A 25,511-nucleotide genomic window follows, 5' to 3' on the forward strand; every position below is an offset into this window, starting at 1 on the left:
CCGGCGCGGGACCGCCGCCACACCGTCCCGACCACTCGGCCGGGCCGGCGCCGCACGGGCTCGCCCACCGCGGTCCCACCACCCACGACCATCCCCTCGTCCCGATCGGGGCACCTGATGACAGCGACTCCAGCACCGGCACCGGCACACCCGGGGCGGTCCACGCCGCCCGGGCTCACCCCCCTGAGCCTCGTCGTCGGCTTCCTGCCGTGGATCGCCTTCTCCTTCGTCGCGCAGCGGATCGCCGCCGACGGCGTCGCCTGGGGTGCGCTGGTCGCGGTGGTGGTGGCGGCGGTCCTGGTGGTCCGGGACAGCCGCCACCACGGACCCCGCATCCTCGGCCTCGGCTCGCTCGGCCTGTTCGCGGTCGTCGCCGTCGCCGGGTTCGCCGGCGGGCCCGGCGTCGACCGGTGGCTGTACGAGTGGGGCAGGCCGCTGGTCGGCGTGGCCCTGGGGCTGTACCTGCTGCTGACCGTGCCGGTGCTGCCGTTCACCGCGGAGTACGCCCGCCAGACCACGCCGCGCGAGTACTGGGACTCCCCGACGTTCACCCGCATCAACCGGGTCCTCAGCGCCGCCTGGGCGGTGGCCATCATGCTGATGGGAGCCGCGTCCGCCCTGGCCACCGCGCTGGGCGTCGACGCGACGGACACCTCCAGCAGCCACCTCGCCGAACTCCTGCTCGACTGGGTCGTGCCGATCGGCGTGATCTGGGCGATGGTGCGGTTCACCGCCACCTATCCCGACCGGGTGACCGCCGGGCTGCACGGGTCGGACCGTCCGGTGGCGCCCTCCTCCTGAGCGGGTGGCCGACGCCGGCCGCGCGCACCCCGACGGGCGCCCGGCGTCGGCCAGCTGTCCGGGGTGGTTGACCGAGCGGCTGCGTGGGCAGGGCGGACCCCGGCCTCCCTGGGGCAGGGAGGCCGGGGACGAGGAACGGGGACGCCGTGCCGACGTGGCTGGAGGCCGGGCTGTGGGGCCTGCTGGGCGGCGGGGCGCTGGTGCTCGGCGCGCTGGTCGCCTGGTTCGTGCGGGTGCCGCAGACCGTCATCGCCTCGGTGATGGCCTTCGGGTCCGGGGTCCTGATCTCGGCGGTCGCCTTCGACCTCATGGCCGAGGCGGCCGACACCGGCGGGCTGCTGCCCACCTCGATCGGGTTCGTCGGCGGTGCGCTGGCCTATCTCGCGGCCAACGAGGCACTGGCACGGCGCGGGGCGCGGCACCGCAAGCGGTCGGGGTCCCAGCAGCCCTCGGAGGACCAGCAGTCCGGCAGCGGGGCCGCGATCGCGATCGGCGCGCTGCTCGACGGCGTCCCGGAGTCGGTGGTCCTGGGGCTCGGGCTGCTCGGTGGCGGGTCGGTGAGCGCCTCGGTGCTGGCCGCGGTCTTCATCTCCAACGTGCCCGAGGGGCTCTCGTCCGCCGCAGGGATGAAGGCCAACGGCCGGTCCGCCGGGTACGTGTTCGGGGTGTGGGGCGGGATCGCCGTGGCGAGCGGCCTGGCCGCGCTGGTCGGTCACGCCGCCCTCGGCGGGGCACCGCCGGAGGCGATCGCGGTCATCACCGCCGTCGCGGCCGGCGCGATCCTCACCATGATCGCCGACACGATGATCCCGGAGGCGTTCGAGCGGACGCGGACCTGGACCGGCGTCATCACCACGCTGGGGTTCCTCGTGGCGTTCGCCATCGAGGTCGCGTGACCGTGCCGGCGGGCGGGAGCGGGCTGCGGACGTACGTCGACCTCCCTCCCCCGAGTGCTCGTGCTCTGCATGCCCGGAGCAGGCAGAGCACGAGCGCCCACGGGGACGGGGTCGTCCCCCGGACGGCCGGGGACGACGGCCGCGGGAGCACCGCGGCCGGCAGCGAGCGGAGCCGCGGACGACCGGTGACCTCCCTCTCCCGAGTGCTCGTGCTCTGCATGCCCGGAGCAGGCAGAGCACGAGCACCCACGGGGAGGGGGTCGGTCCCCCAGGTGCCCGGCGCCGGTGCGTCCGCCTGACGGTGCGGGCACGGCCGGTCCCCGGCAGGGTGGGCTCGTGGACCAACCGCAGCAGATCGCCGTCCCCGTCGCCGGAGGGGACCTCGCCGTCCTGCACTGGCCGGCCGACGCCCCCGGCGCGCCCCTCGCCGTGCTCGTCCACGGCATCACCGCCAACGCGATGGCGTGGGCACGGGTCGCCGAGGCCCTGGCCGGCGAGTTCGAGGTCGTGGCGCCGGACCTGCGCGGCCGGGCCGGGTCCGCCGGGCTGCCCGGTCCCTACGGCCTGGACGCGCACGCGGCCGACCTGACCGCGCTGCTCGACGCCTTCGGGGCCGACGCCGAGGCTGGTGCGGAGGTCACCGTCCTGGTCGGGCACTCGATGGGCGCCTTCGTCGCGGCGCTGGCGACGGCAGGTCAGGCACGGGACCGGGTGCACGGCCTGGTCCTGGTCGACGGCGGGCTGGCCCTCCCCCAGCCTCCGGGTGCCGACGTCGACGCGATGCTGGCCGCGGTCCTCGGCCCCTCGCTGGACCGGCTGACGATGACCTTCCCGGATCTGGCGGCGGTGCGGGCGTTCTGGGCGCAGCACCCCGCGGTCGGCCCCTGGGTCGACGACCCGGCGGTGACCGCCTACCTGACCCGCGACCTGCAGGGCGAGCCGCCGGCCCTGCGCAGCGCGTGCGTCCCGGACGCGATCCGCGTGGACGGCGGGGACGTGCTGCTCAACGAGCGGGTGCTCGAGGCCACCGCCGACCTGCCGGTGCCGGCCACCCTCCTGTGGGCCTCGCGCGGCCTGCTGGACCAGACCCCCGGCCTCTACGACGAGACGCGGCTGGCCGGGCTCGGGCTGGGACCGTCGGGGATCACCGCCCGCGAGGTGCCCGGCACCAACCACTACTCCATCGTCTGGTCGCCCGAGGGGGTGGCGGCGATCGCGGCCGCCGTCCGGGAGGCCGCGGCGCGCAGCTGAGGTCAGGCGGGCCGGGCCGACACCGGCTGCACCAGCTCGGGCCCGGACGCGGGCGGCCGCTCCCACGTGACCGGGTGGGCGCGGACGGCGAGCAGCGCGACGTCGTCCTCGGCGCCGGAACCGAGCATCCCGGCGAGCAGCCGGTCGCAGAGGGCGTCGAGCGGCTCCTCCGCCGAACCGGCGAGCAGCCTGCGCAGCTGGTCGCGGCTCTCGTCGAGCGGCACGCCACGGCGCTCGAAGAGCCCGTCGGTGAACAGCAGGAGGGTGGCGCCCTCCGGGAGGGTGGCCGTGCCGTCGGCGCGCGGCCCGCGCCAGCCGATGCCCAGCGGCGGCCCGACCGGAGCCGAGAGGTCGACGACCGTCCCGTCGGGGGACAGCAGCATCGGCTCGGGGTGGCCGGCCGTGGACCAGCGCACGCGGCGCAGCCCGAGCGCGTGCTCGGCCGGGGTCTGCTCGACGCGGCAGACGAGGGCGGTGGCCATGGTGGGCACGGCCAGCCCGACGAGGGCGTGGTCGACCCGGCGCAGCACCCCGGCCGGCTCCTCCAGCCGGTCGAACGCGATCGCCCGCACCAGGGTCTTCACCTGCCCCATCGCGGCGGCGGCCTCGATGTCGTGCCCCATCACGTCGCCGATGACGACCACGGTGTCCCCGTCGGGCTGGAGGAAGGCGTCGTACCAGTCCCCGCCGATGGAGACCCCGCGGGTCGCGGCGCGGTAGCCCACCGCGAGCTCCAGGTGGTCGGGCTGCACCGGCGGGGAGAGCAGGCTCAGCTGCAGCCGCTCGGCCACCTGCTGGTTGGCCACGGCCAGCCGCGCGTTGTCGAGGGCGAGCGCGGCCCGCCGCGAGGCGATCTCCGCCGTCCGCAGCTCGGCCTCGGTGTGCGGCCCGCGCTGGGCGCCGTTGACCAGGGTGAAGGCGCCGAAGGTCTCCCCCCGGGCGATCAGGGGGAACGTGGCCACCGCCGAGGGCCGCAGCGGGGCGAGGGCCTCCCGCGCGGCCTCGGTGCTGACCATCGCGTCCACGTCCGCGTCGGTGAGGGCCGCGATGACCACCGGGCGACCGCTGCGCAGCGACGCGGGCACCGGAGCGGTGGGGGCGTTGCTCACGACCCGGGCGTCGGCGTACCGGTGCATCGCGTCGGCCATCCCCGGGTCGCTGTGGGCCCGACCGACGTCACGGCGGGTGCCGTCGGGGTCGACGACGCTGACCAGGCACCAGTCGGCCAGCAGGGGGACGACCAGGTGCGCGAAGCGGTCGACCGCCTCGTCGACGTCGACGGTGGAGGTCATCGCCAGGTTGATGTCGCCCAGCAGCATCAGGTGCCGGCCGGCCTGCTCGGCCTCCGCGGCGGCAGCGGCCGCGGAGCGCACCGACTCCTCCCGCGCGGCGACGGCGTCCGCCCGCTCCTCCTCGGTGCGCCGCCGCTCGGTGACGTCGTCGTAGGAGACGACCAGCCCGGCGTCGGTGAGGAAGGCGTCGGCGCGGAACCACGTGCCCAGCGGACCGAACCACGCCTCGGTCGTCCCGGACTCCCCCGTCTCCCGGACGCGCCGGTACAGCTCCTCGAACGGCCCGCCCACGGCCTCGGGGAACTCCGCCCAGATCTCCCGGCCGACCAGCTCCGCGACGGTCCGGTCCAGCACCCGCGCGCCCGCGGGGTTGACGTAGCGGAACCGCCAGTCGGCACCCAGGACGAACAGCGGCCGGTCCATGCCCTCCACGGCCTGCGCGAGCAGGTCCGAGGGCGTCGGAGGCGCGGTCTCCCGGGTCATGGTGATCACTCTGCCTCATCGCCGATCCCCCGCCCGCACGCCGGGCGCGGCCGCGCCCGAACGGGGTACGCCGCCGTCGCGGGGATCCTTGGCAGCGCCCTCCGCCACTGCCACGATCCGAGCACCCCTCCACGGCCTGCGGGCGGGGGGCGCCCCGGACGGGGCACGCAGGCGCTCGTCGCGGTGGGGGGTGGCCCGTGGAGCAGTGCCGAACGGGACCGCGGGAGCCCCGGGTGGTCGCCGCGCCGGCGTCGCCGCCCGCCGCTGAGGACGGCGCGTCCCGGGTCCTCGACGCCATGCCGGCCGCGCTGTGGCGCCTCTCCCCGTCCGGGCGGGTGGAGTACGCCAACCGCGCCGCCGAGCGCCTCCTGGGCAGGAGCGCCGCGGAGATGACCGGGCAGCGGGTGGCCGACCTGCTGTCCCCGGACGTCGCCGCGACGGTCACCGCCGCCTGCGCGGAGGCCGCCGCCACCGGCGGCCCCGTTGCGACCGAGCTCCCGGCGCGCGGCTCCGGGCCGGGCTGGATCGCCCTGCACGCCTGGCCGGTGCCGGCGGGCGTGGCCGTCGCCGTCGTCGACATCAGCGCCCGGCGGGCGGCCCAGGAGGCGGCGGAGCGCGCGCAGCGGGCCGCCGAGCGGGCGGGCGCGCGCATGGCGCTGCTCGCCGCGGTGACCGCCGAGCTCTCCGGGGCCCTGGACGGCGAGTCGGCGCTCGGCAGCCTCGCGAGGCTGGTGGTGCCCGAGCTGGCCGACGCCTGCATCGTCACCGTCGTCGACCGCGAGGGACGGGCCCGCGACGTCGGCTCCTGGCACGCCGACCCGGCCCGCCGCGAGCTGATGGCCCGGTACGCGCAGGTCCGGATGGACACCATGCCCGAGGCCTCGCCGGTGGCCGAGGCCCTGCGCACCGGCACCTCCGCGTGGGAGTCGGTCGACGCCGTCCTCGCCCTCATGGCCCCGGGACCGGCCCGCGACCTGCTGCGCGCCCTCGGGTCGGCGTCGGCCGTCGTGCTGCCCCTGCACGCCGAGGAGCGCACCGTCGGTGTCCTGACTCTGTACCAGGACCCGGGCCGCAGGCTGGACGCCGACGACCTCGCCGCCGCCCGGGAGGTGGCCTCCCGGGCCGGCGAGGCAGTGGACCGGGTGCACCGCCAGAGCCGGCAGGCGCAGCTGGCCGAGGCGCTGCAGCGCAGCCTGCTCACCGACCCACCGGTGATCCCCGGTGTCCGCGTCGTCGTGCGGTACGTGCCGGCCGCCGAGGCCGCGCAGGTCGGCGGGGACTGGTACGACGCCTTCCTGCAGCCCGGCGGGGAGCCGGTGGTCGTGATCGGCGACGTCGCGGGCCACGACACCGCGGCCGCCGCGGAGATGGGCCAGCTGCGCGGCCTGCTGCGGGGCATCGCCCACTACAGCGGGGCCGGCCCGGCGGAGGTGCTCCGGGGCCTGGACGCCGCGATCACGGCCATGCACACCGGCACGCTGGCCACGGCCGCCATCGCCCGGATCGAGCGCGGCGGGACCCGGCTGCGGTGCGCCAACGCGGGACACCCGCCGCCACTGGTGATCGAACCCGACGGCACGGTCACCGTCCTCGGCGGCACCCTCGGCGACCTGCTGCTCGGGGTGGACCCCGACACGGTCCGCCGGGAGGTCGTCGTCCCGCTGCGGCCCGGGGCCACGGTCCTGCTCTACACCGACGGGCTGGTGGAGCGCCGGGAGTCAGGCGTGGACGAGGGCGTGACCCGGCTGCGGGAGCACCTCGCCGAGCTCGCCGGGTTGCCGCTGGACCGGTTGTGCGACGAACTGCTGACGCGGATGGTGGACGGCACGCCCGGGGACGACGTCGCACTCGTGGCCCTCAGCGTGCGACCCGACTGACCGGGCGGCGAGATCCCGCAGTCCCGGCCCGCCGTGCAGGGTTGAGGCCCCGAGCGCCTGGGCACCTCTCAGACGTCGGAGCCGACGACGGACGGGAGTGGCACAGTGGGTCGACTGGCGTGGCCGTTGCGGCCGCTACCGGACGGCCGCGGTGAGGTGTGGCGCTGGGATCTCCGGTCGGTGGCGGAGCTGCCGTCGGTGCGCGCTGGTCTGCGCTCCCGGCTCGACGGGGTCGGCTTCCCGGTGGACGACGAGGGACACGCGACCGAGCGGCTGATCCTGGCCTTCGACGAGCTCGCCTCGAACGCGCTGCGGCACGGGTTGTCCCCGGTGGTGGCGACCGTCATCGCCGGCAGCGGCGGCTGGTTGCTCGACGTGAGCGACCGGGACCCGGAGACGATGCCGGCTCCCGCCGTCGACCGCGACCCCGCGCAGGGCGGGCTGGGCCTCTACCTGGTGGCGCGCCTGTCGGTCGCGCACGGCTGGTACGTCGACGACGGCTGCAAGCACGTCTGGGCCTGCCTGCCCACCACGATCGAGGACCGCCAGCCCGCCCTGAGCTGAACGCCCCCCTGCAGGGTCCCGCCGCGAGCGTGCGAGGGATGGGGGCGGTTGTTCCACGTGCAACGACGACGGCCCCGGGCAGTGCCCGGGGCCGTCGTCGTCTCCGGATGCGCCCGGGGCGGCGGGACGTCGGTCCCGCCGCCCCGGGGCAGCCTGCGGGGCTCAGCCTGCCGAGGGGATGACGAGCGAGAGGCCGCCCTTGCCGTAGCCGGGGACCTCGACCGCCAGGTCGAGCCGGTTGAAGTCGGCCAGCCGGCCCGCGATGTCACCGGGCAGGTCCTCGCCTGGTGCGTACAGCTTGTACAGCTTGCTGTGCGGCGCGCCGGGCACGTTGAACAGTGCGGAGAGGACGTTGACGACCTCGTGCAGCGCCTCGGTCAGCATGGTCGTCAGCTCGCCGTCCTCCTCGACGGTGTCCTGCACGCCGCCGGGGGGCAGCAGCGCGAGCGCGCCGCCGGTCCAGGCCGACAGCGGCAGGTCCATGACGCACAGGGCGTTGACGTCCATCGACGGCGACACGTACACCGCCACCGACACGGGCTTCTTCTCGGTGGGGGTCACGGGCGGGCCGGGCGTGACCCCCACCGGCTTGCCGACCAGGCCGGTCAGCATGTCCTTGACGGCCTTGGTGTCCGGCAGGACGACCGTCAGCGGCGCCGTCACGCGATCACCCCGTCGAGGTTCTCGCGGAAGGTCTCCTCGGTGAAGGGCTTGGCGATGAGGAACAGCGCGCCGGCGTCGGCGGCCTTCTCCCGCATCTCGGCCGAGCCCTCGGAGGTGACGAAGCCGAACGGGACGCCGGAGCCGGACGAGCGCAGCGCCTGGAGGCACTCCAGCCCGGTCATGTTCGGCATGTTCCAGTCGGACAGGACCAGGTCCGGGCTCTCGCTCTGGACCTTGTCGTAGGCGTCGCGGCCGTCCTCGGCCTCGACGATGTCGTGGTCGTCGTAACCGGCCTGCCGCAGGGTGCGGATGACGATCTGCCGCATGACGCGGCTGTCGTCGGCGACCAGGATCTTCACAGGGGCACCTCGTTCTTCGACTCGGCGTCCAGGACGGCGCCCTGGACGGAGATGGTCAGCGGCTGGCCGCGCCACTGGGCGTCGACGCGGCAGGTGTCGGCCGGCGAGTGCACGCGCGGCGCGACGCCGACCTCGGGCAGGCCGAGGACGGAGGGTCCGGGGAGGACGGCCTTGACGTTGCCGCCCACCACGTTGGCGAGCTCGCCGAGGGCGTCGTCGACGTCCTCGGCCTCGAGCTGGTCGGGGGCGTGCTCGCGCAGCAGGGCGCGGGCGAGCTGCTCGGCGGTGTCCCGCCCGCAGGTGAGCACGACCGTGCCGGTCCACGGGCCGACGATCTCGACCCAGGAGCTGACCGTGTCGGCGGGCAGCTGCCCCGGCAGCGGCACGAGGACCTCGTCCTCGCCGACGAGGGCCGCCCACGCCTGGTCGGCGATCTCCTGGACGGTGGCCTCGTCGAGCAGCTCGGTGATGGCGGGCGCCGTCACAGCACGACCTCCTCGGGGAGCAGGCCGAGCAGCGCGAGCTTGTCGCGGATGGCGTCGGCGGTGAACGGCTTGAGCACGTACTCGTGCGCGCCGGCGGCCAGCGCACGGACGATCTGGGACTGCTCGCCCTCGGAGGTGACCATCATCAGGGTCACCGCCCGCCAGGCGGGGTTGGACCGGACGGCGGAGACGAACTGGAGGCCGTCCATCACCGGCATGTTCCAGTCGATCGTGCACAGCTCGGGCACCCAGCCCTCGTGCAGCACGTCGAGTGCCTCCTGGCCGTGTCCGGCCTGCCGGGTCTCGTAGCCGAACCCCTCGAGGGTCCCGCTCACGATGCGCCGCATGGCGCGTGAGTCGTCGATCACCAGTGCACGCACGTTCAGGCCCCCTTCAGCGGGCGGTAGGCGGAGCTGCGGCCGATGACGACCCGCTCCCAGGAGTCGTCGACGCCCAAGGTGGTCTCTGCGGCGCCGAGGAAGAGCCATCCGTCGGGGCGCATGAGGTCGCGCACCCGGCGGAGGATCGCCTGCTTGGTGGGCAGGTCGAAGTAGATGAGGACGTTGCGCAGGTACACGACGTCGAACGGGCCGATCCGCGGCAGCGGGGCGGCCAGGTTGCACTCGCTGGCGGTCACCATGCGGCGCAGGGTCGGCGAGACCTCCCACTCGGTGCCGGCCCGCGTGAAGTGGCGGACCAGCATCGGCGCGGGCAGCCCGCGGTTGACCTCGAGCTGGCTGAACCGGCCCGCCCGGGTGCGCTGCACCATCTCCCGCGAGATGTCGGTCGCGGTGATGGCGACCCGGGTCGCGGCGTTGGGCAGCGCGTCCTCGAGAAGCATCGCGATCGTGTACGGCTCCTGCCCGCTGGAGCAGGCCGCCGACCAGATCTGCAGCCGCTCTGCCGGGCCGCGGGCGGCCAGCAGCGAGGGCATCACCGTGGAGGTGAGCGCGGTGAACGGGTCGCCGTCGCGGAACCACGAGGTCTCGTTGGTGGTGAGCGCCTCGACGATCCTGCGGGTGGACTCCGGGCTGGGCCGGGTGCGGACCGAGTCGACCAGCTGGCCGACGTCGGGCAGGCCCATCTGGCGGGCGATCGGCAGCAGCCGGGCCTCCACCAGGTACTCCTTGCCCGGGGCGAGCACGATCGCGCTCTCCCGGTGCACGAGCTGGCGGACCCAGTCGAAGCTGGTGGCGGTCAGGGTCATCGCCGCCCTCCTGCGGTCGCGGGGACGGAGGCGGTGGCGCGCGGAGGAGCGAGCCGCCGGGTGATCGCCTCGGCGATCCGGTCCAGCGGCAGGACCTCGTCGGCGAAGCCGGCCGAGGCGACGGCTCCGGGCATGCCCCACACGACGGAGGTCGCCTGGTCCTGGACGACGACCGCGCCGCCGGCGTCCCGGACGCGACCGGCGCCGAGCCGGCCGTCCGAGCCCATGCCGGTGAGCACGACACCGAGGACGGCGCCGTCGTAGGCGTCGACCGCGGACCGGAACAACGGGTCGACGGCAGGCCGGCAGAAGTTCTCGGGCGGGCCCTGGTCGAGCCGGGTGGCCAGGCCGCGGCCGGTGCCGCGGATGGTGAGGTGGTGGTCACCCGGGGCCAGGTGCACCGTGCCGGGCGCCAGCGGGGTGCCGTCGACGGCCTCGACCACGCGCAGCGCGCAGAGCCGGTCCAGCCGCTGGGCGAACTGGCGGGTGAACACCGGGGGCATGTGTTGCACGAGCAGCACCGGCACCGGCAGTGAGGCGGGCAGCACCGGCAGCAGCCGGGCCAGCGCCTCCGGACCGCCGGTGGACGAGCCGATCACGAGGACGGCGGGGTGCTTGACCGCACCCTGGCGGGGCGCCGGCGGGGCGACGCGCACCGGGGCGGGCGCGGCGGCGCGGGCCGGGCCGGGGGTGACCGGGCGGCCGGTCAGCGCCTTGATCTTGGGGATGAGCTGCTCGCGCACGCTCTCCATCGACGCGGCGACGCTGCCCACGTTGGCGGGCTTGGTGACGTAGTCGTTCGCGCCGGAGGACAGCGCGTCGAGCGTGGCCGCGGCGCCGCGCTCGGTGAGCGTGCTGAACATGATGATCGGCACGCGGCTGCGCGTGGCCCGGATGGCACGGACCGCCTCGATGCCGTTCATCTCCGGCATCTCGATGTCCATGGTCACGAGGTCCGGCTCGAGCGAGGCGAGCTTCTGCACGGCGATGCGGCCGTTGACCGCGGTCCCGACCACCTCGATCGCCGGGTCCCCCGAGAGGACGTCGGTCACGATCTTGCGGACGACCACCGAGTCGTCGACGACCATCACCCGGATCGGGTCCATGCGTCCTCCGTCTCCCCGTGACGACCCACGGGGTTGCGCTGTCTGTCCGTACCGGCAGTCGCCCGGAGGCCGCGCTCGGCGCGGGGGCGCGCCACCGCAGTTCCCGCGGCGGGCGTCCGAAGACGGTGCCTGTCCCCCGAGTTGTCGGCCGTCCCGCTCTCGCACTTGAGCCGATCCAGGCACCTTTCCCAGCAATTTTCTGCGCGATCATGAATGGCGCTGACCGACCATTTCGCGGCATTTGTCGACAGGTCCCCGGCCCATCGGCCGGTCGGCGTCCCCCACTCGGCCGGCACGGCCCGACACGCTCCGGCCGGTCCGGCGTCGCCGTCGGCCCGGTGGGGCGGCAGGATGCCCCGGGTGAGCCGAGGAGGTCTGGCCCGCTCGACCGCGCTGGTGGCCGGGTTGACGTTCGGCAGCCAGCTCCTCGGGTTCCTGCGGGACGTCGTCCTCGCCGCGGTCTTCGGGGTCGGCTCGTCGCTGGACGCCTACTTCGTCGCCCAGGGCCTGATGAACCTGGTGCTGGCGCTCATGGCCGGCGCCGTGGCGAAGTCCGTCGTCCCCACCGTGGCGCGCTCGGTCGCCGACGGGGACCCCGGACGCGGGCAGCACAGCGTGCGCGTCGCCCTGACCGTCACCGTGCTGGTGATGCTGGGCGCCTCCGTCGTCATGGCGGTGCTGGCCCGGCCGCTGGTGGCGGCGCTCGCCCCCGGGTTCGACGCGGCGACCACCGAGGAGGCCGTCCGGCTCACCCGGATCGTGGTCGCGGCCACCGCGCTGATCGCCGCGACGAACGTGCTGGCCGGGGCGGCGCAGGGGCACCGCCGGTTCGGCTGGGCCGCGGTGGAGGGGATCCCGTTCAACCTCGCGCTGATCGTCGGCGCGGTCGCGTTCGGCCGGGCCTACGGGGTGACGGCGCTGGCGGTCGCGTTCGTGGTGGGCAGCGGGCTGCGCCTGCTGGTGCAGCTGCCGCCGCTGCTGGCCGTCGGGCAGTCGCTGCGCCCGTCGCTGGACGTCCGCGACCGCGGCTTCCGGGAGATGCTGGCGCTCGTGCCGCCGCTGCTGGTGGGCAGCGCCGTCTCGCAGGTGAACACGCTCGTGGACCGCGCGGTCGGGTCGTCGGTCGGGGAAGGTGCGATCACCGCGCTCAACTACGGGTGGCGGCTGGTGGGGCTGGCCGACACCCTCGTCGTGGCCACGGTGGCCACCACCCTCTACCCCGCCCTCGCCGCGGCCGCCCGGCCCGGCCGGACGCGCGACCTCGAGGACCTGCTGCGGCGGAGCAGCGGCGTCCTGCTGGTGCTGGTCGCCCCGTGCGTGGTGCTGCTGTGCGCGGCCGCCGAGCCGGTCGTGGCCCTGCTGTTCGAGCGCGGGGCCTTCGACGCCGAGGCGGTGCGGCTCACCGCGCTGGCGGTGACCGGGTACGCCGCCGCGCTGGTGGGGCTGGCCCTCCGCGAGCCGGCGACCCGGGCGTTCCTGTCCCTCGGCGACTCGCGGACCCCGGTGGCCCTGGGCGTGCTGGGCATGGTGGTCAACGTGGTCGGCGACCTCACCCTGGGGCTGCGGTTCGGCGTCGTCGGGCTCGCGGTGTCGACGTCGGTGTCGCTGCTGCTCGTCGCCGGGCTGTCGCTGTGGCGGCTGCGCAGCGCCGGCGGCGGGCTGTCACTGGCCGGCCTGGGCCGCTGCTGCGCCCAGGTCGCCGCGGCGGCGGCCTGCGCCGCGGTACCGACGGCGCTCCTGGCGCGGCACTGGGGCGGACTCGGCGGCACGGCGGCGGCCGCGGCGAGCTGCGTGGCGGTCTACCTGCTGGTGCTCTGGGCCCTCCGCTGCCGTGAGCTCGGTGAGCTGGGACGCGCCGTCCGCGGGCTGGTCACCCGCCGGTGACCGCCGGACGACGACGAAGGGCCGCCCCTCCGAGCCCTGCCCCATCGGGTTGTCCCGCAGCGCCGCCATGAGCTCCTCGGCCGGCAGCGCGCCGCCGGAGACCGCTCGCACCGAGCCGCCGCGGTCGTTGACGTCGACGATCGCGACCCCGACGCCCAGCCGGCCCTCCAGCCGCTCGGCGAGCAACCGGGCCGCCATCGGGTCGAGGGGCGGCAGGAGCAGGTCGAAGTAGGGCGGCCGCATGCCGTCGAGGTCGCGGGCGAAGGCGCCCGCCACCCGGTAGAAGGAGCCGTGCCGGCCCAGCGGCCGCAGCAGCAGGCAGCAGCCTGCCGCGGCGAGCACCCGCACGCGGCCCTGCCGCTGGAGGACCAGCTGCATCTTCTCCGGGATGGACAGCCCGCAGCTGCTGCCCACGGTCCGGACGTGCCGGGAGAGGAACCGGGCCAGCCGGCCCGGGACGACCCGCTCGCTGGGGATGGCCCGACCGGTCAGCAGGACGGCGACCTTCTCGCTCACCCCGACCGTGTCCCCCGGACGGCGCAGCCCGGCGGTGGCCCGGTCGAGCTCCGCGGCCAGGTCGTCCCCGAAGGTCAGCCACCGCGTCGGCACGGGGTGGCGGACCCACGAGGGGGTCGTCGTCGGGCAGGTCGACCGGGCGGTGCTGGCGAGCATGGGGACCTCCGCGTCCTCGTTCCGGGGCGCCGAGGATGGGACCGGCGCGCCGCCGACCCCGGGAGACACGCGTGAGGCGCGTCACATCCCCCGGGGGCCGGGGCGCGTCCCCGGCGCGGCGTGGCACCCCGCCCGCGGCGCGTCACGGCACGTGCGCCGGGCGGCCAGAGGGCCCGGGGCCCCGGACGGGCGGTCGAGGGCCGTCCGGCGCTCTCCAGCGCTGCGGCGAGAGAGCGCCAGAGAGCCCTCGGTGCTCGCGGGGAGTTCAGCCCCGCGTCACCGGCGCGTCGGCCGCCTCTGGCATCCTCGCGCCCGTGCTGCTCGCCGTCGCCATCGTGTGGCTCCTCCTCGCCCTGCTCGTGTCGGGCCTGGTCGCTGCCCTGTGCCGGGCAGGGCTGCACGAGGACCGCGCCTGCGGCTACCTGACCGACCGCCCCTGAGCACCGGCCCGGACCGCCCGCCCGTCGCGCCGGCGTGGGTGAAGGGCCCGATCCCGGGTAGCCCGGGGCCATGGCCCTCCCCCGTGTGCTCGTCCTCGTCCTCGCCGGCGGCGCGGGAGGTCGCCTCGAGCTGCTGACCGAGCAGCGCGCCAAGCCCGCCGTCCCCTTCGCCGGCGTCTACCGGCTCATCGACTTCCCGCTGAGCAACTGCCAGCACTCGCACGTCGCCGACGTGTGGGTCTCGGTGCAGTACCACCCGACGTCGCTGTCCCAGCACCTGGCCAACGGCCGGCCGTGGGACCTCGACCGGACCGCCGGCGGGCTGCTGGTGCTGCCGCCCTACCAGGGGACCGAGCGCGCCGGGTGGGTGTCGGGGACGGCGAACTCGCTGTGGCGGTACGCGCCCCTGGTACGGGACTTCGACCCCGACGCGCTCGTCGTCGTCAGCGCCGACGCGGTCTACAAGCTCGACTACCGCGAGGTCGTCGAGGGACACCTGGACTCCGAGGCGGAGGTCACGATGGTGACCACCGAGGTCGCCGAGGACGACGCCGCCCGCTACGGCGTCGTGGAGGTGGCCGACGACGGCCGGGTCCGCGACTACGCCTACAAGCCCGACGAGCCGCGCACCACCACCGCCACGAACGAGGTCTTCGTCTTCTCCCCCCGCCCCACGCTCGACCGGCTGGAGGCGCTGGCGGCCGAGCACGGCGAGGACGGCCTCGAGGACCTCGGCTCCCACCTGCTGCCCGCCCAGACCCGCGACGGGCTGGCCCGCGCCCACGCGTTCACCGGCTACTGGCGCGACGTCGGGACGGTGCCCGCCTACTGGGCCGCCCACCAGGACTTCCTGTCCCCCGAACCCCCGGTGGACCTCGACGACCCGCGCTGGCCGGTGCACACCCGCGGCGGTCGGCACAGCGCCGCTCGGGTGCTCCGGGGCGCGGAGGTCGAGGACAGCCTCGTCTCCGGCGGCACCCGCGTGGCCGGCCGGGTCAGCGGCTCGGTCCTCTCCCCCGGCGTCGTCGTCGAGGCCGGGGCCACCGTGGTGGACTCGGTGTTGCTGCCGGGCGCGCGGGTGCGGGCCGGGGCCACCGTCGTCCGCTCCGTCCTCGACGACCGGGTGGACGTCGGCGAGCGGGCGTCGGTCGGCGGCGACGGCGAGATCACCCTCGTCGGCCGGGAGGCCGCGGTGGAGGCCGGCGCCGAACTGCCCGCCGGCAGCCGGCTCCCCGACCCCGACGGCGACTGAGCTCCCGCTCGGCAGGTCCCCGTCGTGCGCGAGATCTGCACGCTGGTGGCCGTCAGCCGCTGATGGCCACCACTGTGCAGATTCCGCGCGCGGGGGTGCTCAGCTCACCGGAGCGGCGAGGACGGCGAGGGAGTCACTGCCCAGCAGGTCGCCCATGACGATGCCCTGCACGCAGCCGGCGACGGCGTTCCAGGTGCCTGCCGCGGCCGCGCCCGGGTCGAAGCCCCCGTCGAGGAACGCCTGGACGGCGAGCAGCTGCGCGGTGGCCAGGGTGCGGGTGCGCCCGGAGACGTGCGCGGCCCACGACGCCTCGTGCATGGCCGTGGCCCACGGCCGGCGCTCGGCCCGGGCGGCGTCGACGGCCGCCTGCCACCGCGCGCGGCCGGCGGCGTCCAGGCCGCGGAGGTCGTCGAGCAGCGTCGCGAGCTCGCCGGTGGCCGGGCCCAGGTCCGGGGCGGGGGTCCCGACGATGCCGGCGGCCCTGGCGACGGCGAGGGGGCCGGTCAGCTGACGGCGGACCAGCGGCGGGAGGACGGCGGCGGCCCAGGAGCCGATCGCGGCGTCGGCCAGGACGTCGGCGGCGGCGGCCAGCGTGTCGTCGTCCACCAGGGCGACGGCAGGGTGCTCGGGCCCGAGGACGTCCTCCCGCAGCACCCGCTCCAGGGCGGCGGCGTCGCCGATCGTGCTGCGCTGCAGCTGGTCGACCAGCACGGCGGCGCGGTCGGTGACCAGCGGGTCGACGACGAAGTTGCGCACGTGCGGGGTGCTGACGGCCATCTCGCGGGCCTTGCGCGCGCGGACGGCGAGCACGGCACGCTCCTCGCGGTCGCGGTCCGCGGCGGGGTGCACCCCGGCCAGGTGCTCGAGGGTGGCGGCGTCGGCGGCCAGGCCGGCGAGCAGGGCGTCGGCGACGTCCCGGCCGGCCGGCAGGCGGACCAGGTCGAAGCCGAGTGTGGCGGCACTGACCAGCGAGTACGGCACGACAGCGCCTCCCTTTCCACATCCCCCGAGGTGAGGTCGACCCATGCTGACCGTGATCGCGGGAGAGCGCCACGTCACCGTCACCCGATCGCACGACGGTCCGGGCGGGCTCCCTGCGTGTCCGGCGGGCAGGCGTGAGCGCATGGTCGCGCAGTGTGATCGCCCCGGAACGCCGCGACCCCCGGCCAGGTGGCCTCGGAGGGAGGCCACCCGACCGGGGGTCGGGGGGGGTCGGGCGTCGGCCGCCGGGGGAGTCCGGCCGCGCCCGCGGGGGGTCCTTCAGGCGCTGACGGCCTTCTGCACGTCCAGGGCCAGCAGCAACTGCCCGTCGAGCTTGAACGCCCCGCGGATCAGCTCGCGCGCGGAGCCGTCGAGCGTGTCCGGCGGCGCCTCGAAGTCGGCCGGGTCGACGTCGACGACGTCGGCGATCGCGTCGACGAGCAGGCTGACCGCCTCACCGTGCAGCCGGACGACGATCACCACGGCGTCGGTGTCGGCCGGCCGCGGCGGCCGGCCGAGCCGCTCCCGCAGCTCGATGGCGGTGACGACCTGCCCGCGCAGGTTGATCAGGCCGGCGACGGCGGCAGGGGCCAGCGGCACCCGGGTCAGCCCCTGGCTGCGCAGCACCTCCTGCACGTGCGCCACCTCGACGCCGTAGAGGTCGCCGTCCAGCCAGAAGGTGGCCAGCTGACCGCCGATGGCCGGGGCGGTCGGGTCGGTCGCAACGGGCACGTCAGACCTCCAGGAGGGAGCCGGGGACGCCGTCCGGCGTCGCGGTGGCGGTGTAGAAGGCGGGGTCGGCGGCGAGGATCGCCGCACGGACGTCGAGCAGCTCGGTGACCTTGTCGCCGAGGACGGCCGAGCCGAGCAGGCCCAGGTCGTCGATGTCGCTGCGGACGGCGGCCTCGCCGTCGACGATGTCGAGGATCTCCTCGACCACGATGGCCACGCTGCGGCCGTGGTCGGAGTAGACGATCACCTCGAGCACCTCGCGGTCGGTCTCGCCGTAGGCACCCAGGTGCCGGTCGAGCCGGACGATCGGCAGGATCGCGCCGCGGTACTGGACGACCTCGCGGTTGCCGACCCGCTCCACCGACTCGGTGCGCACCTGCTCGAGGCGGGTGACGGTGTCCAGCGGGATGGCGACGCGGCGGCCACCGCCGATCGCGGCCAGCAGCATCCGCTGCCGCTCGGCGTCGGTCGCGGCGGCGTGCAGGGCCGCCTCGCGGGACTCCTGGCGCTCGGTGGTCTCGGTGCGCAGGGCGCGCCGGGCCAGCGCCTGGACGTCGAGGATGAGCGCCACGGTGCCGTCGCCCAGGACGGTCGCGCCGGAGTAGAGGCCGATCGCCTTGAGCTGACCGCCGACGGCCTTGACCACGATCTCCTCGGTGTTGATGACGCGGTCGACGACGAGACCGAAGCGCCGGCCCTCCGACCGGAGGACGGCGATGACCACGTGGCCGTCGTGCCGGTCGGAGGTCAGCCCCAGGACGTCGGTCAGCCGCACCAGCGGGAGCAGCTCGCCGCGGAGCCGGTAGACCGGTGCGCCGCCGACCTCCTCCACGGCGTTGGCCGCCTTCTCGGCGTCGAGCGACACGAGCTCCTGCAGGCTGATCTGCGGGATGGCGTAGCGGTCGCCGGCGCACTCGACGGTGAGGGCGGGGACGATCGCCAGGGTCAGCGGGATCCGCAGCCGGCAGACCGTGCCCTTGCCCGGGACCGACTCGACCTCGATCGTGCCGCCGATCGCCTCGATGTTGGTCTTGACCACGTCCATGCCGACGCCGCGGCCGGAGACGTTGGTGACCTTGGCCGCGGTGGAGAAGCCCGGCAGGAAGATCATCTGCAGGACGTCCTGCGGGCCCATCCGGTTGAGGGCCTCCTGCGACACCAGGCCGCGCTCGACGGCCTTGGCCCCGACCCGGGCCGGGTCGATGCCGGCGCCGTCGTCGGCCACCTCGACCACGACCTGGCCGCTCTCGTGCTTGGCGCGCAGGTACAGCACGCCCTCGGCCGGCTTGCCGAGCTGGGCGCGGACCGCGGGCTCCTCGATGCCGTGGTCGACGGAGTTGCGGACCAGGTGGGTCAGCGGGTCCTTGACCGCCTCGAGCAGCGTCTTGTCCAGCTCGGTGTCGCGACCCTCCATCTCCAGGCGGACGGACTTGCCGCACTGCAGGCCCAGGTCGCGGACGACGCGCGGCAGCTTGGACCAGATGTGGTCGATCGGCTGCATGCGCGTCTTCATGACGCCCTCCTGCAGCTCGCTGGCGATGAGGTTGAGCCGCTGCGAGGCGCGCACCAGGTCGGTGTCGTTGGAGCGGCCGACGTACTGGACGATCTGGTTGCGGGTGAGCACCAGCTCCCCGACGAGCAGCATCAGCTCGTCGAGCAGGTCGACGTCCACGCGGATGGTGCTGTCGGCGACGGCGCGGCGGGCCTGGCCGCCACCGTTCTCGGCCACGGGGGCGGCGTCGCCCTCGGCGGCGTCCCGCTCGGGGGTGGTCGCCTCGACGGCGGGCCGGGGGGCGGGGACGGCGGGTCCGGCCGGAGGGGCGGGCACCTCAGCGATGGGCGCCGCGGCGGGGACGGCGGCCTCGGCGGCCGGCGCCTCGGTGGTCCTCGTGGCCTTGCTGGTCCTCGTGGCCTTGCTGGTCTTCGTGGCCGTGCTGGTCTTCGTGGCCTCGGTGGCCTTCGTGGCCTCGGTGGTGGCGCGCTCGGTGCCGGTCGCGCCGGTGCCGCCCGCCGCCTCGGGGGCCGGCTCGTCGGTGACCTCGGCGACGGGCTCGTCGGCGACCTCGTCCACGACGGCCTGCGCAGCAGCCGGCTCGGGGGCGGGCCCGTCCTCCATGGCGGCGCTGATCCCCGCGACGACGGCGGAGACGTCGACCGAGCCCTCGCCGCCGGTCGCCTCGATCGAGGCGAGCAGCGAGCGGACCGTGTCGACCATCTGGAGCAGCACGCTCGTCCGGTGCGGGGTCAGCGCCAGGGCGCCGTCCCGCAGCCGGGACAGCATGTTCTCCCCGACGTGGGTGACCTCCTCCAGGCGGTGGAACGCCAGGAAGCCGCTGGTCCCCTTGATCGTGTGGATCGTGCGGAAGATGCTCGACAGCCGCTCGCGGGAGTCGGGCTCCTGCTCGAGGGCGACCAGGTCGGTGTCCAGCTGGTCGAGGTTCTCGTGGCTCTCGACCAGGAACTCCTCGACGATGTCGTCCAGTCCGTCCACGGTTGCTCTTCTCTCTCGTCTCCGGCGCTGCACGCGCTTCGGAGGGGTCATCGGCGGGGGAGGCGGAGACTCAAGCCCAACAGCCGGGGGCGGTCTCCTGGACGCGGACAGGCGCCGGGGGGGGGGGGGGGGGGGGGGGGGGGGGGGGGGGGGGGGGGGGGGGGGGGCGGGGGGCGGGGGGGGGGGGGGGGGGGGGGGGGGGGTGGGGGGGGGGGGGGGCGCCGCGGCCGCGGGTCGGGCCGCGGCCGCCCCCCCCCACCACCCCCCCCCCCCCCCCGCCCGCCCCCCCCCCCCGGCCCCGCCCCCGCGGGGGGGGGCCCGCGGTCGTGTCGTCAGCGCTCGATCGCGTACTCCTTGAGCAGGCCCCGACTGATGATCGTCTTCTGGATCTCGCTGGTGCCCTCGCCGATGAGCAGGAACGGCGCCTCGCGCATCAGCCGCTCGATCTCGTACTCCTTGGAGTAGCCGTACCCGCCGTGGATGCGGAAGGACTCCTGGGTCACCTCGGCGGCGAACTCGCTGGCCAGCAGCTTCGCCATGCCGGCCTCGACGTCGTTCCGCGAGCCGGCGTCCTTGAGCCGTGCCGCCCGCACCATCATCGCGTGGGCGGCCTCGACCTTGGTGGCCATCTCGGCGAGCTTGAACGCGATCGCCTGGTGCTGGGCGATCGGCTTGCCGAACGTCTCCCGCTGCTGGGCGTAGTCGATGGCCAGCTCGAAGGCCCGCAGCGCGATGCCGCAGCCACGGGCGGCGACGTTGACCCGGCCCACCTCGACGCCGTCCATCATCTGCGCGAAGCCGCGGCCCGGCGTCCCCCCGAGGACGTGCTCGGCCCCGATGCGGAAGCCGTCGAACACCAGCTCGGTGGTGTCCACGCCCTTGTAGCCCATCTTGTCGATCTTGCCGGGGACGGCGAGCCCCGGGAGCACCTCGCCGAAGCCCGCGGGCTTCTCCACGAGGAGGGTCGTGAGGTTCTGGTGCGGCTTCTCGGCGCCCTCGTCGGTGCGCACGAGCGCGGCGACCAGCGTCGAGCTCGCGCCGTTGGTCAGCCACATCTTCTGGCCGTCGACGACGTACCCGTCGCCGTCGCGCACCGCCCGGGTCCGGATGCCGGCGACGTCGGACCCCAGCCCCGGCTCGGACATGGAGAACGCCCCGCGCACCTCGCCGGTGGCCATGCGCGGCAGCAGGCTCCGCTTCTGCTCCTCGGTGCCGTGCTGCACCACCATGTACGCCACGATGAAGTGGGTGTTGATGACGCCGGAGACGCTCATCCAGCCGCGGGCGATCTCCTCGACCGCCAGCGCGTAGGTCAGCAGTGACTCACCGAGGCCGCCGTACTCCTCGGGGATGGTCAACCCGAAGACCCCCAGGTCCCGGAGCCCGTCGACGATCTCCTGCGGGTAGACGTCGCCGTGCTCGAGCTCCTGCGCGTTCGGGATGATCTCCTTGTCCACGAACTGCCTGACCGTCGCCAGGATCTCCTGCTGGATGTCGGTCAGGTCGGCGGTCTGGGCCAGGCGGGTCATCGCGTCGCTCCTCCGGGACTCCGGTGTCCGTGGTTACCGGCGAGTATGAGCCACCGCCCCCGACGGCCCGGTGTGGTCCCGGTCACCCCGGGCGGCGGGGTTAGCGTCGCCGGGGTGAGGTCCCTGGCCGCCGCGCTCGCCGCCGCCCTGCTGCTCTCCGGCTGCGGCGCCGCCGACGACACCCCACCGGAGGAGCCCGCCCCGGCCGAGGCCGAGCAGTCCGCCGCCGCGTCGGCCGACCCGGCGGCCGTCACCACCCCCGACGAGGCGGCCCTGGCGGTCGCGCTGCGGGCGGCCGACCTGCCGGCGGGCTGGTCGGTGCAGGCCAACCCCGTCGCCGACGGCGACCTGTCCGACGACCCGAGCCTGTCGGGCATCTGCGGCGTCGCCTTCGCCTCCGAGGAGCACCGGACGACCAAGCACCCGGTCGTCGGGATCGACCCCCAGGGCACCGCGACGGTCGTGTCGGAGGCGATCGCCTACGACTCGGCCGCGTCCGGCGAGCTGGCGCTGACCGAGCTGCGCGACGCCTTCGAGTCCTGCCCGGCCGGCGACCGGGTCCTGGTGGAGCCCCCGGTCGTCGACGGCCTCGCGGGGACCGTGGTGCTCGCGCGTTACCGACTGGAGGACGGCACCACGCAGGACGTCCTGGCCCAAGGGCGTGGCGCGGTGGTGTCGGTGCTCATCGCGGAGGATCCTGCGGTCGGCGCGACGGCGGCACGAGCCGTCGCCGCCCGGATGGCCGCCCTCCCCGGCGCAGCGGTCGACCGCTGACCGGCCGCGACGAGAGGACACGATGAGCACCACGGACGACGGGCTGTACCGGGGCGACCCCCCGCCGGCGCCTCCACCGCCCCCGCCGGGCTACGGCCCGCCCGGGTACGGTCCCGCCCCCGGCTACGGGCCGCCGCCGGGCTACGGCTACGGACCTCCGCCCGGGTTCTACCGGCGCCCCACCAACACCCTCGCCATCCTGGCGCTGGTCATGGCCTTCGTCTTCGCCCCGGCCGGGCTGGTCCTCGGCATCGCGGCGCGCCGGCAGATCCGGGAGACCGGCGAGGAGGGCGACGGCCTGGCCCTCGCCGGCATCATCGTCGGGGCGATCGCCTGCGCGCTGGTGGTGCTCGGCATCGTGCTGTGGTTCGTCGCGCTCGCGTCACTGTCGAGCGTCTCCTTCGGCCCCTGAGGCGGTCGGTCAGGCGTCTCGCTCGAGGCTCCTGCCGAGTGCGATCAGGAACCGCACGACGTCGGCACCGTCGAGTCCGGCGCTCTGGATGCTGGTGACGTCCTCAGCGATGTCGAAGACGATCTGGATCGTGGGCCTGCCACCGGAACTCCGGAGCAACCGCTCGGCGTCCTGGCTGGTGGCCGCGAACACGTTGCCCGCCATCTCCCACCTCCGTCGGCACAGCCCCGCTCCCGTTCCGGTACCGACACGGTTCCGGGACGACCGTCGGAGACGGCAGAGGAGTTCGTCCCGGCGTACGGGGAGGGTCGCCGTTCCGTGACCCCGAGTGACCGGAGGGCTCCCCGCCGTCCCCGTGGGACTACGCCGCGCCGCCGGAGCGTCTCGCGACGCCGCCGGGAGCGCCTCCGGACTTCAGCGGGAGCGCCCCCGGCGCGCGTCGTCGGGGCGCTCAGCTCTCCGGCGGGGTGAACGACGACGTCCGCCGCATGCCGGCGGCGCGCCCCTTGCCCGCGATGACCAGCGCCATCTTGCGGCTGGCCTCGTCGATCATCTCGTCGCCGAGCATGGCCGAACCCCTGGCACCGCCAGCCTCGGAGGTGTGCCACTCGTAGGCGTCGAGGATGAGCTCGGCGTGGTCGTAGTCCTCCTGGGAGGGCGCGTAGATCTCGTTGGCCGCGTCGATCTGGCCCGGGTGCAGCACCCACTTGCCGTCGAAGCCGAGCACCGCCGAGCGCTTGGCGACCTCGCGGAACGCGTCGACGTCGCGGACCTGCAGGAACGGGCCGTCGATGGCCTGCACGCCGCGGGCGCGAGCGGCCATGAGGATCTGCATCAGGATGTAGTGGAACGGGTCGCCGGCGTAGTCCGGGTGCAGGGCGCCGACGACCAGCGACTTCATGTTGATGCTGGCCATGAAGTCGGCGGGCCCGAAGATGATCGTCTCGATCCGCGGGCTGGCGAACGCGATCGCGTTGACGTTGATCAGGCCCTGGGCGTTCTCGATCTGCGCCTCGATGCCGATCCGGCCGACCTCGAGGCCGTTGGCCTTCTCGACCTGGGTGAGCAGCAGGTCCAGCGCCTGCACCTGGGCCGCGTCGACGACCTTGGGCAGCATGATGCAGTCGAGGTTCGCGCCGGCGCCCTCCACGACCTCGACCACGTCGCGGTAGGTCCACTCCGTCGTCCAGTCGTTGACCCGGACCGTGCGGATCTTCTCGCCCCAGCCGCCCTCGTTGAGCGCCGCGACGATGTTCTTCCGCGCCCCCGGCTTGGCCAGCGGCGCGCAGGCGTCCTCCAGGTCCAGGAACACCTGGTCGGCCCCCAGGCCCTTCGCCTTCTCCAGGAACCGGGGGTTGCTGCCCGGCACGGCGAGGTTGGAACGACGGGATCGGAGCTCGGCCACGGTGCCTCCGTCGGGATGGTGGGGTGGGCGGACAACACGGCTGGGGTCGGTTCGGTCCTCGGAGGGTAGCCAGGCCGCAGGTGGCTCAGGTCGCGGGCTCGACCAGGGTCTCCGGCCGGCTGGCCCGCACCACCAGCGCCACCCCGAGGACGACGAGCAGCACCCCGGGCAGCGCCAGCAGCGGCGGCACCTGGCCGAGCAGCACCAGGGCGAACAGCAGTGCGCCCGGCACCTCGAGGAGCACCACCAGGCTGACCATCGTCGGGCCGACCGAGGAGAGCACCAGGTTGAGCAGCGTGTGCCCGAGCAGCTGGGCGCAGAACGTGATCGCGGCGATCAGCAGCCAGTCCCGAGCGGCGAAGCCCTCGAGCGGCACCCCGGCGACGACGGCCGCGACGGCGACCGTCGCCGCGCACACGGAGTAGCAGACGACCGCGTAGGCCGACGTGGACAGCCGCTGCCGCGCCCGCGCCCCGGCCAGCACGTACCCGCCGGCGCAGATCGCCCCCAGCAGGGCCAGCCCGTCGCCGGCCAGCGCCCGCAGGCTGACGGTGACGTCCACCCCGGCGATCAGGGCGACGCCGAGCACGGCGAGCACCAGTCCCCACCAGATCGCCGCGGACAACCGCACCCCGCTGAGGCGGGCGGCCAGCGCCGTCCAGATGGGGGTGGTGGTGACCAGCGCCGTGGAGGCGGCCACGGTCGTCATGGACAGGCTCGGCAGCCAGGCGGCGAAGTGCGCGGCGAGGAACAGCCCGGCGACGACGGAGCTGCCGAGGTCGCGCGGCCGCAGCCCGGAGAGCTGCGCGCGCTCGCGCAGGAGCAGGACCGGGAACAGCGCCGCGGCGCCGCCCACGTTGCGCCAGAACGCCAGCGCGAGCATCGGCGCGGCCAGCAGCGTGGTCAGCGGCGCGGAGAGGGAGATGCCGACGACCGCGACGGCCATGATGCCGACGTCCCGGCCGCCCGGCCGGTGGACCGCCCAGGCGCCGGAGGCCCCGCCCGGGGTTGTCCGGACCTCCTGCCGGGCGGGAGAGGGAAGGGGGTCCTCCCTCAAGGCACCCGGATCCGGCCGCGCGCGACCGGCGCCACCGCGCCCTGGACGGTCGCCCCGACCGCGCGGCCGCCCGAGGCGGTGACGGTGCAGGCCAGCACCGACGGCCGGCCCATCGCCTCCCCCTGCCGGACGACGTAGGACGACGTCCCCTCGGGGGCCAGCAGCCCGGTCGCGACCAGCCAGACCCCGGCGCCCAGGGCCGCCGAGCCGGTCGCCGGGTCCTCCCCCCACGCCAGGTCGTTGGCGAACACCCGCGCGTACGCGGTGGAGGTCGCGGCGTCCCACGACAGCACCGAGACCCCCTCGCCGACCCCGAGCTCGCCGAGCAGCGCGGGGACGGGCGCGGCGTCGTCGACGACCTCGCGGCGCACCGCGAGGTAGGTGAACGGCAGGCCGCACCCGGCGACGTGCGCCGGCACCCCCACCGCGTCGGCGGCCGACAGCCCCACCGCCTCGGCGAGCACCCCGGGTGCCGGGCCGTCCTCCAGCGTGGGTCGGCCGCCGGAGAGCGTCGCGCCGTCCGCCTCGACCACCACGTCCAGGACCCCGGCGCCGCACTCCTGGCGCAGCGTGCCCTCGGCCAGCCGCCCGGCGCGCACCAGCGTGTGCGCCGCACCGACGCTCGGGTGGCCCGCGAAGGGCAGCTCGGCGTACGGGGTGAAGATCCGCACCCGGTAGTCGGCACCGGAGCCCTCGCTGGGCGCGCACAGGAACGAGGTCTCCGAGAGGTGGAACTCGTTGGCCAGCGCCTGGCACTGCTCGGTGCTCAACCCGTCCGCGTCGAACACCACGGCCAGCGGGTTGCCGGCGAAGGCGCGGGGGGCGAAGACGTCGACGACCTCGTACTCGAGCTCGGCTCCGGGGGACGACACGCCCCCGACGGTAGCCTCAGCGGTCG

At 75.3% G+C, this 25,511-nt stretch carries 25 protein-coding genes; 10 read left to right on the plus strand and 15 right to left on the minus strand.

Features of this window, described 5'->3' with window-relative positions; genetic code table 11:
- The first annotated feature begins 117 nt into the window (after positions 1–117).
- From ACI79I_RS04565 to ACI79I_RS04575, 3 genes are all read left to right on the plus strand, one after another.
- Positions 118–801 carry a hypothetical protein gene (locus ACI79I_RS04565; protein ID WP_456991090.1) on the plus strand — a complete coding sequence of 228 codons (684 nt, stop codon included), beginning with the start codon at positions 118–120 and terminating at the stop codon, positions 799–801.
- Positions 802–947: 146 nt separating this feature from the next.
- Positions 948–1,697: a ZIP family metal transporter gene (locus tag ACI79I_RS04570; protein WP_456991091.1), complete on the plus strand. Its 750-nt coding sequence runs from the start codon at positions 948–950 to the stop codon at positions 1,695–1,697.
- A gap of 336 nt (positions 1,698–2,033) precedes the next feature.
- The gene (locus ACI79I_RS04575) at positions 2,034–2,948 is read left to right on the plus strand and encodes an alpha/beta fold hydrolase (protein ID WP_456991092.1); all 915 of its coding nucleotides are present in this window, start codon (positions 2,034–2,036) and stop codon (positions 2,946–2,948) included.
- Between the two features lie 2 nt (positions 2,949–2,950).
- On the opposite strand, the gene ACI79I_RS04580 is transcribed toward ACI79I_RS04575, so the two are convergent.
- Positions 2,951–4,723 (minus strand): SpoIIE family protein phosphatase, encoded by a 1,773-nt coding sequence (locus ACI79I_RS04580; RefSeq protein WP_456991094.1) that lies wholly within the window; start codon positions 4,721–4,723, stop codon positions 2,951–2,953.
- A 233-nt stretch (positions 4,724–4,956) separates the two neighbouring features.
- Between ACI79I_RS04580 and ACI79I_RS04585 the strand changes: the two genes are divergently transcribed.
- Entirely contained in the window at positions 4,957–6,600 is a 1,644-nt protein-coding gene (locus tag ACI79I_RS04585) for a SpoIIE family protein phosphatase (protein ID WP_456991095.1), read from the plus strand.
- 180 nt (positions 6,601–6,780) lie between these two features.
- Positions 6,781–7,164, plus strand: a complete 384-nt coding sequence (locus ACI79I_RS04590; RefSeq protein ID WP_456991096.1) for an ATP-binding protein — start codon at positions 6,781–6,783, stop codon at positions 7,162–7,164.
- Positions 7,165–7,326: 162 nt separating this feature from the next.
- On the opposite strand, the gene ACI79I_RS04595 is transcribed toward ACI79I_RS04590, so the two are convergent.
- Genes ACI79I_RS04595 through ACI79I_RS04620 form a run of 6 tightly spaced genes read right to left on the minus strand, consistent with a single transcriptional unit; the run spans position 7,327 to position 10,984 of the window.
- Positions 7,327–7,827 (minus strand): hypothetical protein, encoded by a 501-nt coding sequence (locus tag ACI79I_RS04595; protein WP_456991097.1) that lies wholly within the window; start codon positions 7,825–7,827, stop codon positions 7,327–7,329.
- On the minus strand, positions 7,824–8,186 hold the full coding sequence (locus ACI79I_RS04600; protein WP_456920731.1) for a response regulator: 363 nt from the start codon (positions 8,184–8,186) through the stop codon (positions 7,824–7,826). Before ACI79I_RS04600 ends, ACI79I_RS04595 begins: the two co-directional genes overlap by 4 nt.
- Positions 8,183–8,671 carry a chemotaxis protein CheX gene (locus ACI79I_RS04605; protein WP_456991098.1) on the minus strand — a complete coding sequence of 163 codons (489 nt, stop codon included), beginning with the start codon at positions 8,669–8,671 and terminating at the stop codon, positions 8,183–8,185. The genes ACI79I_RS04600 and ACI79I_RS04605 overlap by 4 nt, the downstream gene beginning before the upstream one ends.
- The gene (locus tag ACI79I_RS04610; protein ID WP_456948302.1) at positions 8,668–9,051 is read right to left on the minus strand and encodes a response regulator; all 384 of its coding nucleotides are present in this window, start codon (positions 9,049–9,051) and stop codon (positions 8,668–8,670) included. The genes ACI79I_RS04605 and ACI79I_RS04610 overlap by 4 nt, the downstream gene beginning before the upstream one ends.
- Positions 9,052–9,053: 2 nt before the next feature.
- Positions 9,054–9,878, minus strand: a complete 825-nt coding sequence (locus ACI79I_RS04615; protein ID WP_456991099.1) for a CheR family methyltransferase — start codon at positions 9,876–9,878, stop codon at positions 9,054–9,056.
- Entirely contained in the window at positions 9,875–10,984 is a 1,110-nt protein-coding gene (locus ACI79I_RS04620; RefSeq protein ID WP_456991100.1) for a protein-glutamate methylesterase/protein-glutamine glutaminase, read from the minus strand. Before ACI79I_RS04620 ends, ACI79I_RS04615 begins: the two co-directional genes overlap by 4 nt.
- A 360-nt stretch (positions 10,985–11,344) precedes the next feature.
- Here ACI79I_RS04620 and murJ point away from each other — a divergent pair, with 360 nt between their 5' ends.
- From murJ to ACI79I_RS04635, 3 genes are all read left to right on the plus strand, one after another.
- The gene (gene murJ / locus ACI79I_RS04625; RefSeq protein ID WP_456991101.1) at positions 11,345–12,868 is read left to right on the plus strand and encodes a murein biosynthesis integral membrane protein MurJ; all 1,524 of its coding nucleotides are present in this window, start codon (positions 11,345–11,347) and stop codon (positions 12,866–12,868) included.
- Positions 12,869–13,854: 986 nt separating this feature from the next.
- Positions 13,855–13,980 (plus strand): hypothetical protein, encoded by a 126-nt coding sequence (locus ACI79I_RS04630; protein WP_456991102.1) that lies wholly within the window; start codon positions 13,855–13,857, stop codon positions 13,978–13,980.
- A 70-nt stretch (positions 13,981–14,050) separates the two neighbouring features.
- The gene (locus tag ACI79I_RS04635) at positions 14,051–15,232 is read left to right on the plus strand and encodes a glucose-1-phosphate adenylyltransferase family protein (protein WP_456991103.1); all 1,182 of its coding nucleotides are present in this window, start codon (positions 14,051–14,053) and stop codon (positions 15,230–15,232) included.
- Positions 15,233–15,331: 99 nt separating this feature from the next.
- Here the strand turns inward: ACI79I_RS04635 and ACI79I_RS04640 are convergent, their stop codons facing one another.
- From ACI79I_RS04640 to ACI79I_RS04655, 4 genes are all read right to left on the minus strand, one after another.
- Positions 15,332–16,213 carry a hypothetical protein gene (locus ACI79I_RS04640; RefSeq protein WP_456991104.1) on the minus strand — a complete coding sequence of 294 codons (882 nt, stop codon included), beginning with the start codon at positions 16,211–16,213 and terminating at the stop codon, positions 15,332–15,334.
- 279 nt (positions 16,214–16,492) lie between these two features.
- A complete protein-coding gene (locus ACI79I_RS04645; protein WP_456991105.1) occupies positions 16,493–16,945 on the minus strand; it encodes a chemotaxis protein CheW in 453 nt (150 codons plus the stop codon).
- 1 nt (position 16,946) lies between these two features.
- Positions 16,947–19,436: a chemotaxis protein CheA gene (locus ACI79I_RS04650; protein WP_456991106.1), complete on the minus strand. Its 2,490-nt coding sequence runs from the start codon at positions 19,434–19,436 to the stop codon at positions 16,947–16,949.
- Positions 19,437–19,768: 332 nt separating this feature from the next.
- The gene (locus tag ACI79I_RS04655) at positions 19,769–20,965 is read right to left on the minus strand and encodes an acyl-CoA dehydrogenase family protein (protein WP_456991107.1); all 1,197 of its coding nucleotides are present in this window, start codon (positions 20,963–20,965) and stop codon (positions 19,769–19,771) included.
- Positions 20,966–21,079: 114 nt separating this feature from the next.
- Here ACI79I_RS04655 and ACI79I_RS04660 point away from each other — a divergent pair, with 114 nt between their 5' ends.
- Together ACI79I_RS04660 and ACI79I_RS04665 are read left to right on the plus strand one after the other, a co-directional pair.
- Positions 21,080–21,739 carry a hypothetical protein gene (locus tag ACI79I_RS04660; RefSeq protein WP_456991108.1) on the plus strand — a complete coding sequence of 220 codons (660 nt, stop codon included), beginning with the start codon at positions 21,080–21,082 and terminating at the stop codon, positions 21,737–21,739.
- A gap of 22 nt (positions 21,740–21,761) precedes the next feature.
- Positions 21,762–22,151 carry a DUF4190 domain-containing protein gene (locus ACI79I_RS04665; protein ID WP_456991109.1) on the plus strand — a complete coding sequence of 130 codons (390 nt, stop codon included), beginning with the start codon at positions 21,762–21,764 and terminating at the stop codon, positions 22,149–22,151.
- Between the two features lie 9 nt (positions 22,152–22,160).
- Here ACI79I_RS04665 and ACI79I_RS04670 read toward each other — a convergent pair whose 3' ends face one another.
- The 4 genes from ACI79I_RS04670 to ACI79I_RS04685 form a co-directional block, all read right to left on the minus strand.
- Positions 22,161–22,355, minus strand: a complete 195-nt coding sequence (locus tag ACI79I_RS04670; protein WP_456991110.1) for a hypothetical protein — start codon at positions 22,353–22,355, stop codon at positions 22,161–22,163.
- Positions 22,356–22,602: 247 nt separating this feature from the next.
- On the minus strand, positions 22,603–23,556 hold the full coding sequence (locus tag ACI79I_RS04675; protein ID WP_456991111.1) for an HpcH/HpaI aldolase/citrate lyase family protein: 954 nt from the start codon (positions 23,554–23,556) through the stop codon (positions 22,603–22,605).
- Positions 23,557–23,641: 85 nt separating this feature from the next.
- Positions 23,642–24,502 (minus strand): DMT family transporter, encoded by an 861-nt coding sequence (locus ACI79I_RS04680; protein WP_456991112.1) that lies wholly within the window; start codon positions 24,500–24,502, stop codon positions 23,642–23,644.
- A 107-nt stretch (positions 24,503–24,609) separates the two neighbouring features.
- A complete protein-coding gene (locus ACI79I_RS04685; protein ID WP_456991113.1) occupies positions 24,610–25,485 on the minus strand; it encodes a PhzF family phenazine biosynthesis protein in 876 nt (291 codons plus the stop codon).
- Positions 25,486–25,511: the final 26 nt, after the last annotated feature.

Source organism: Geodermatophilus sp. SYSU D01105, assembly GCF_054050095.1.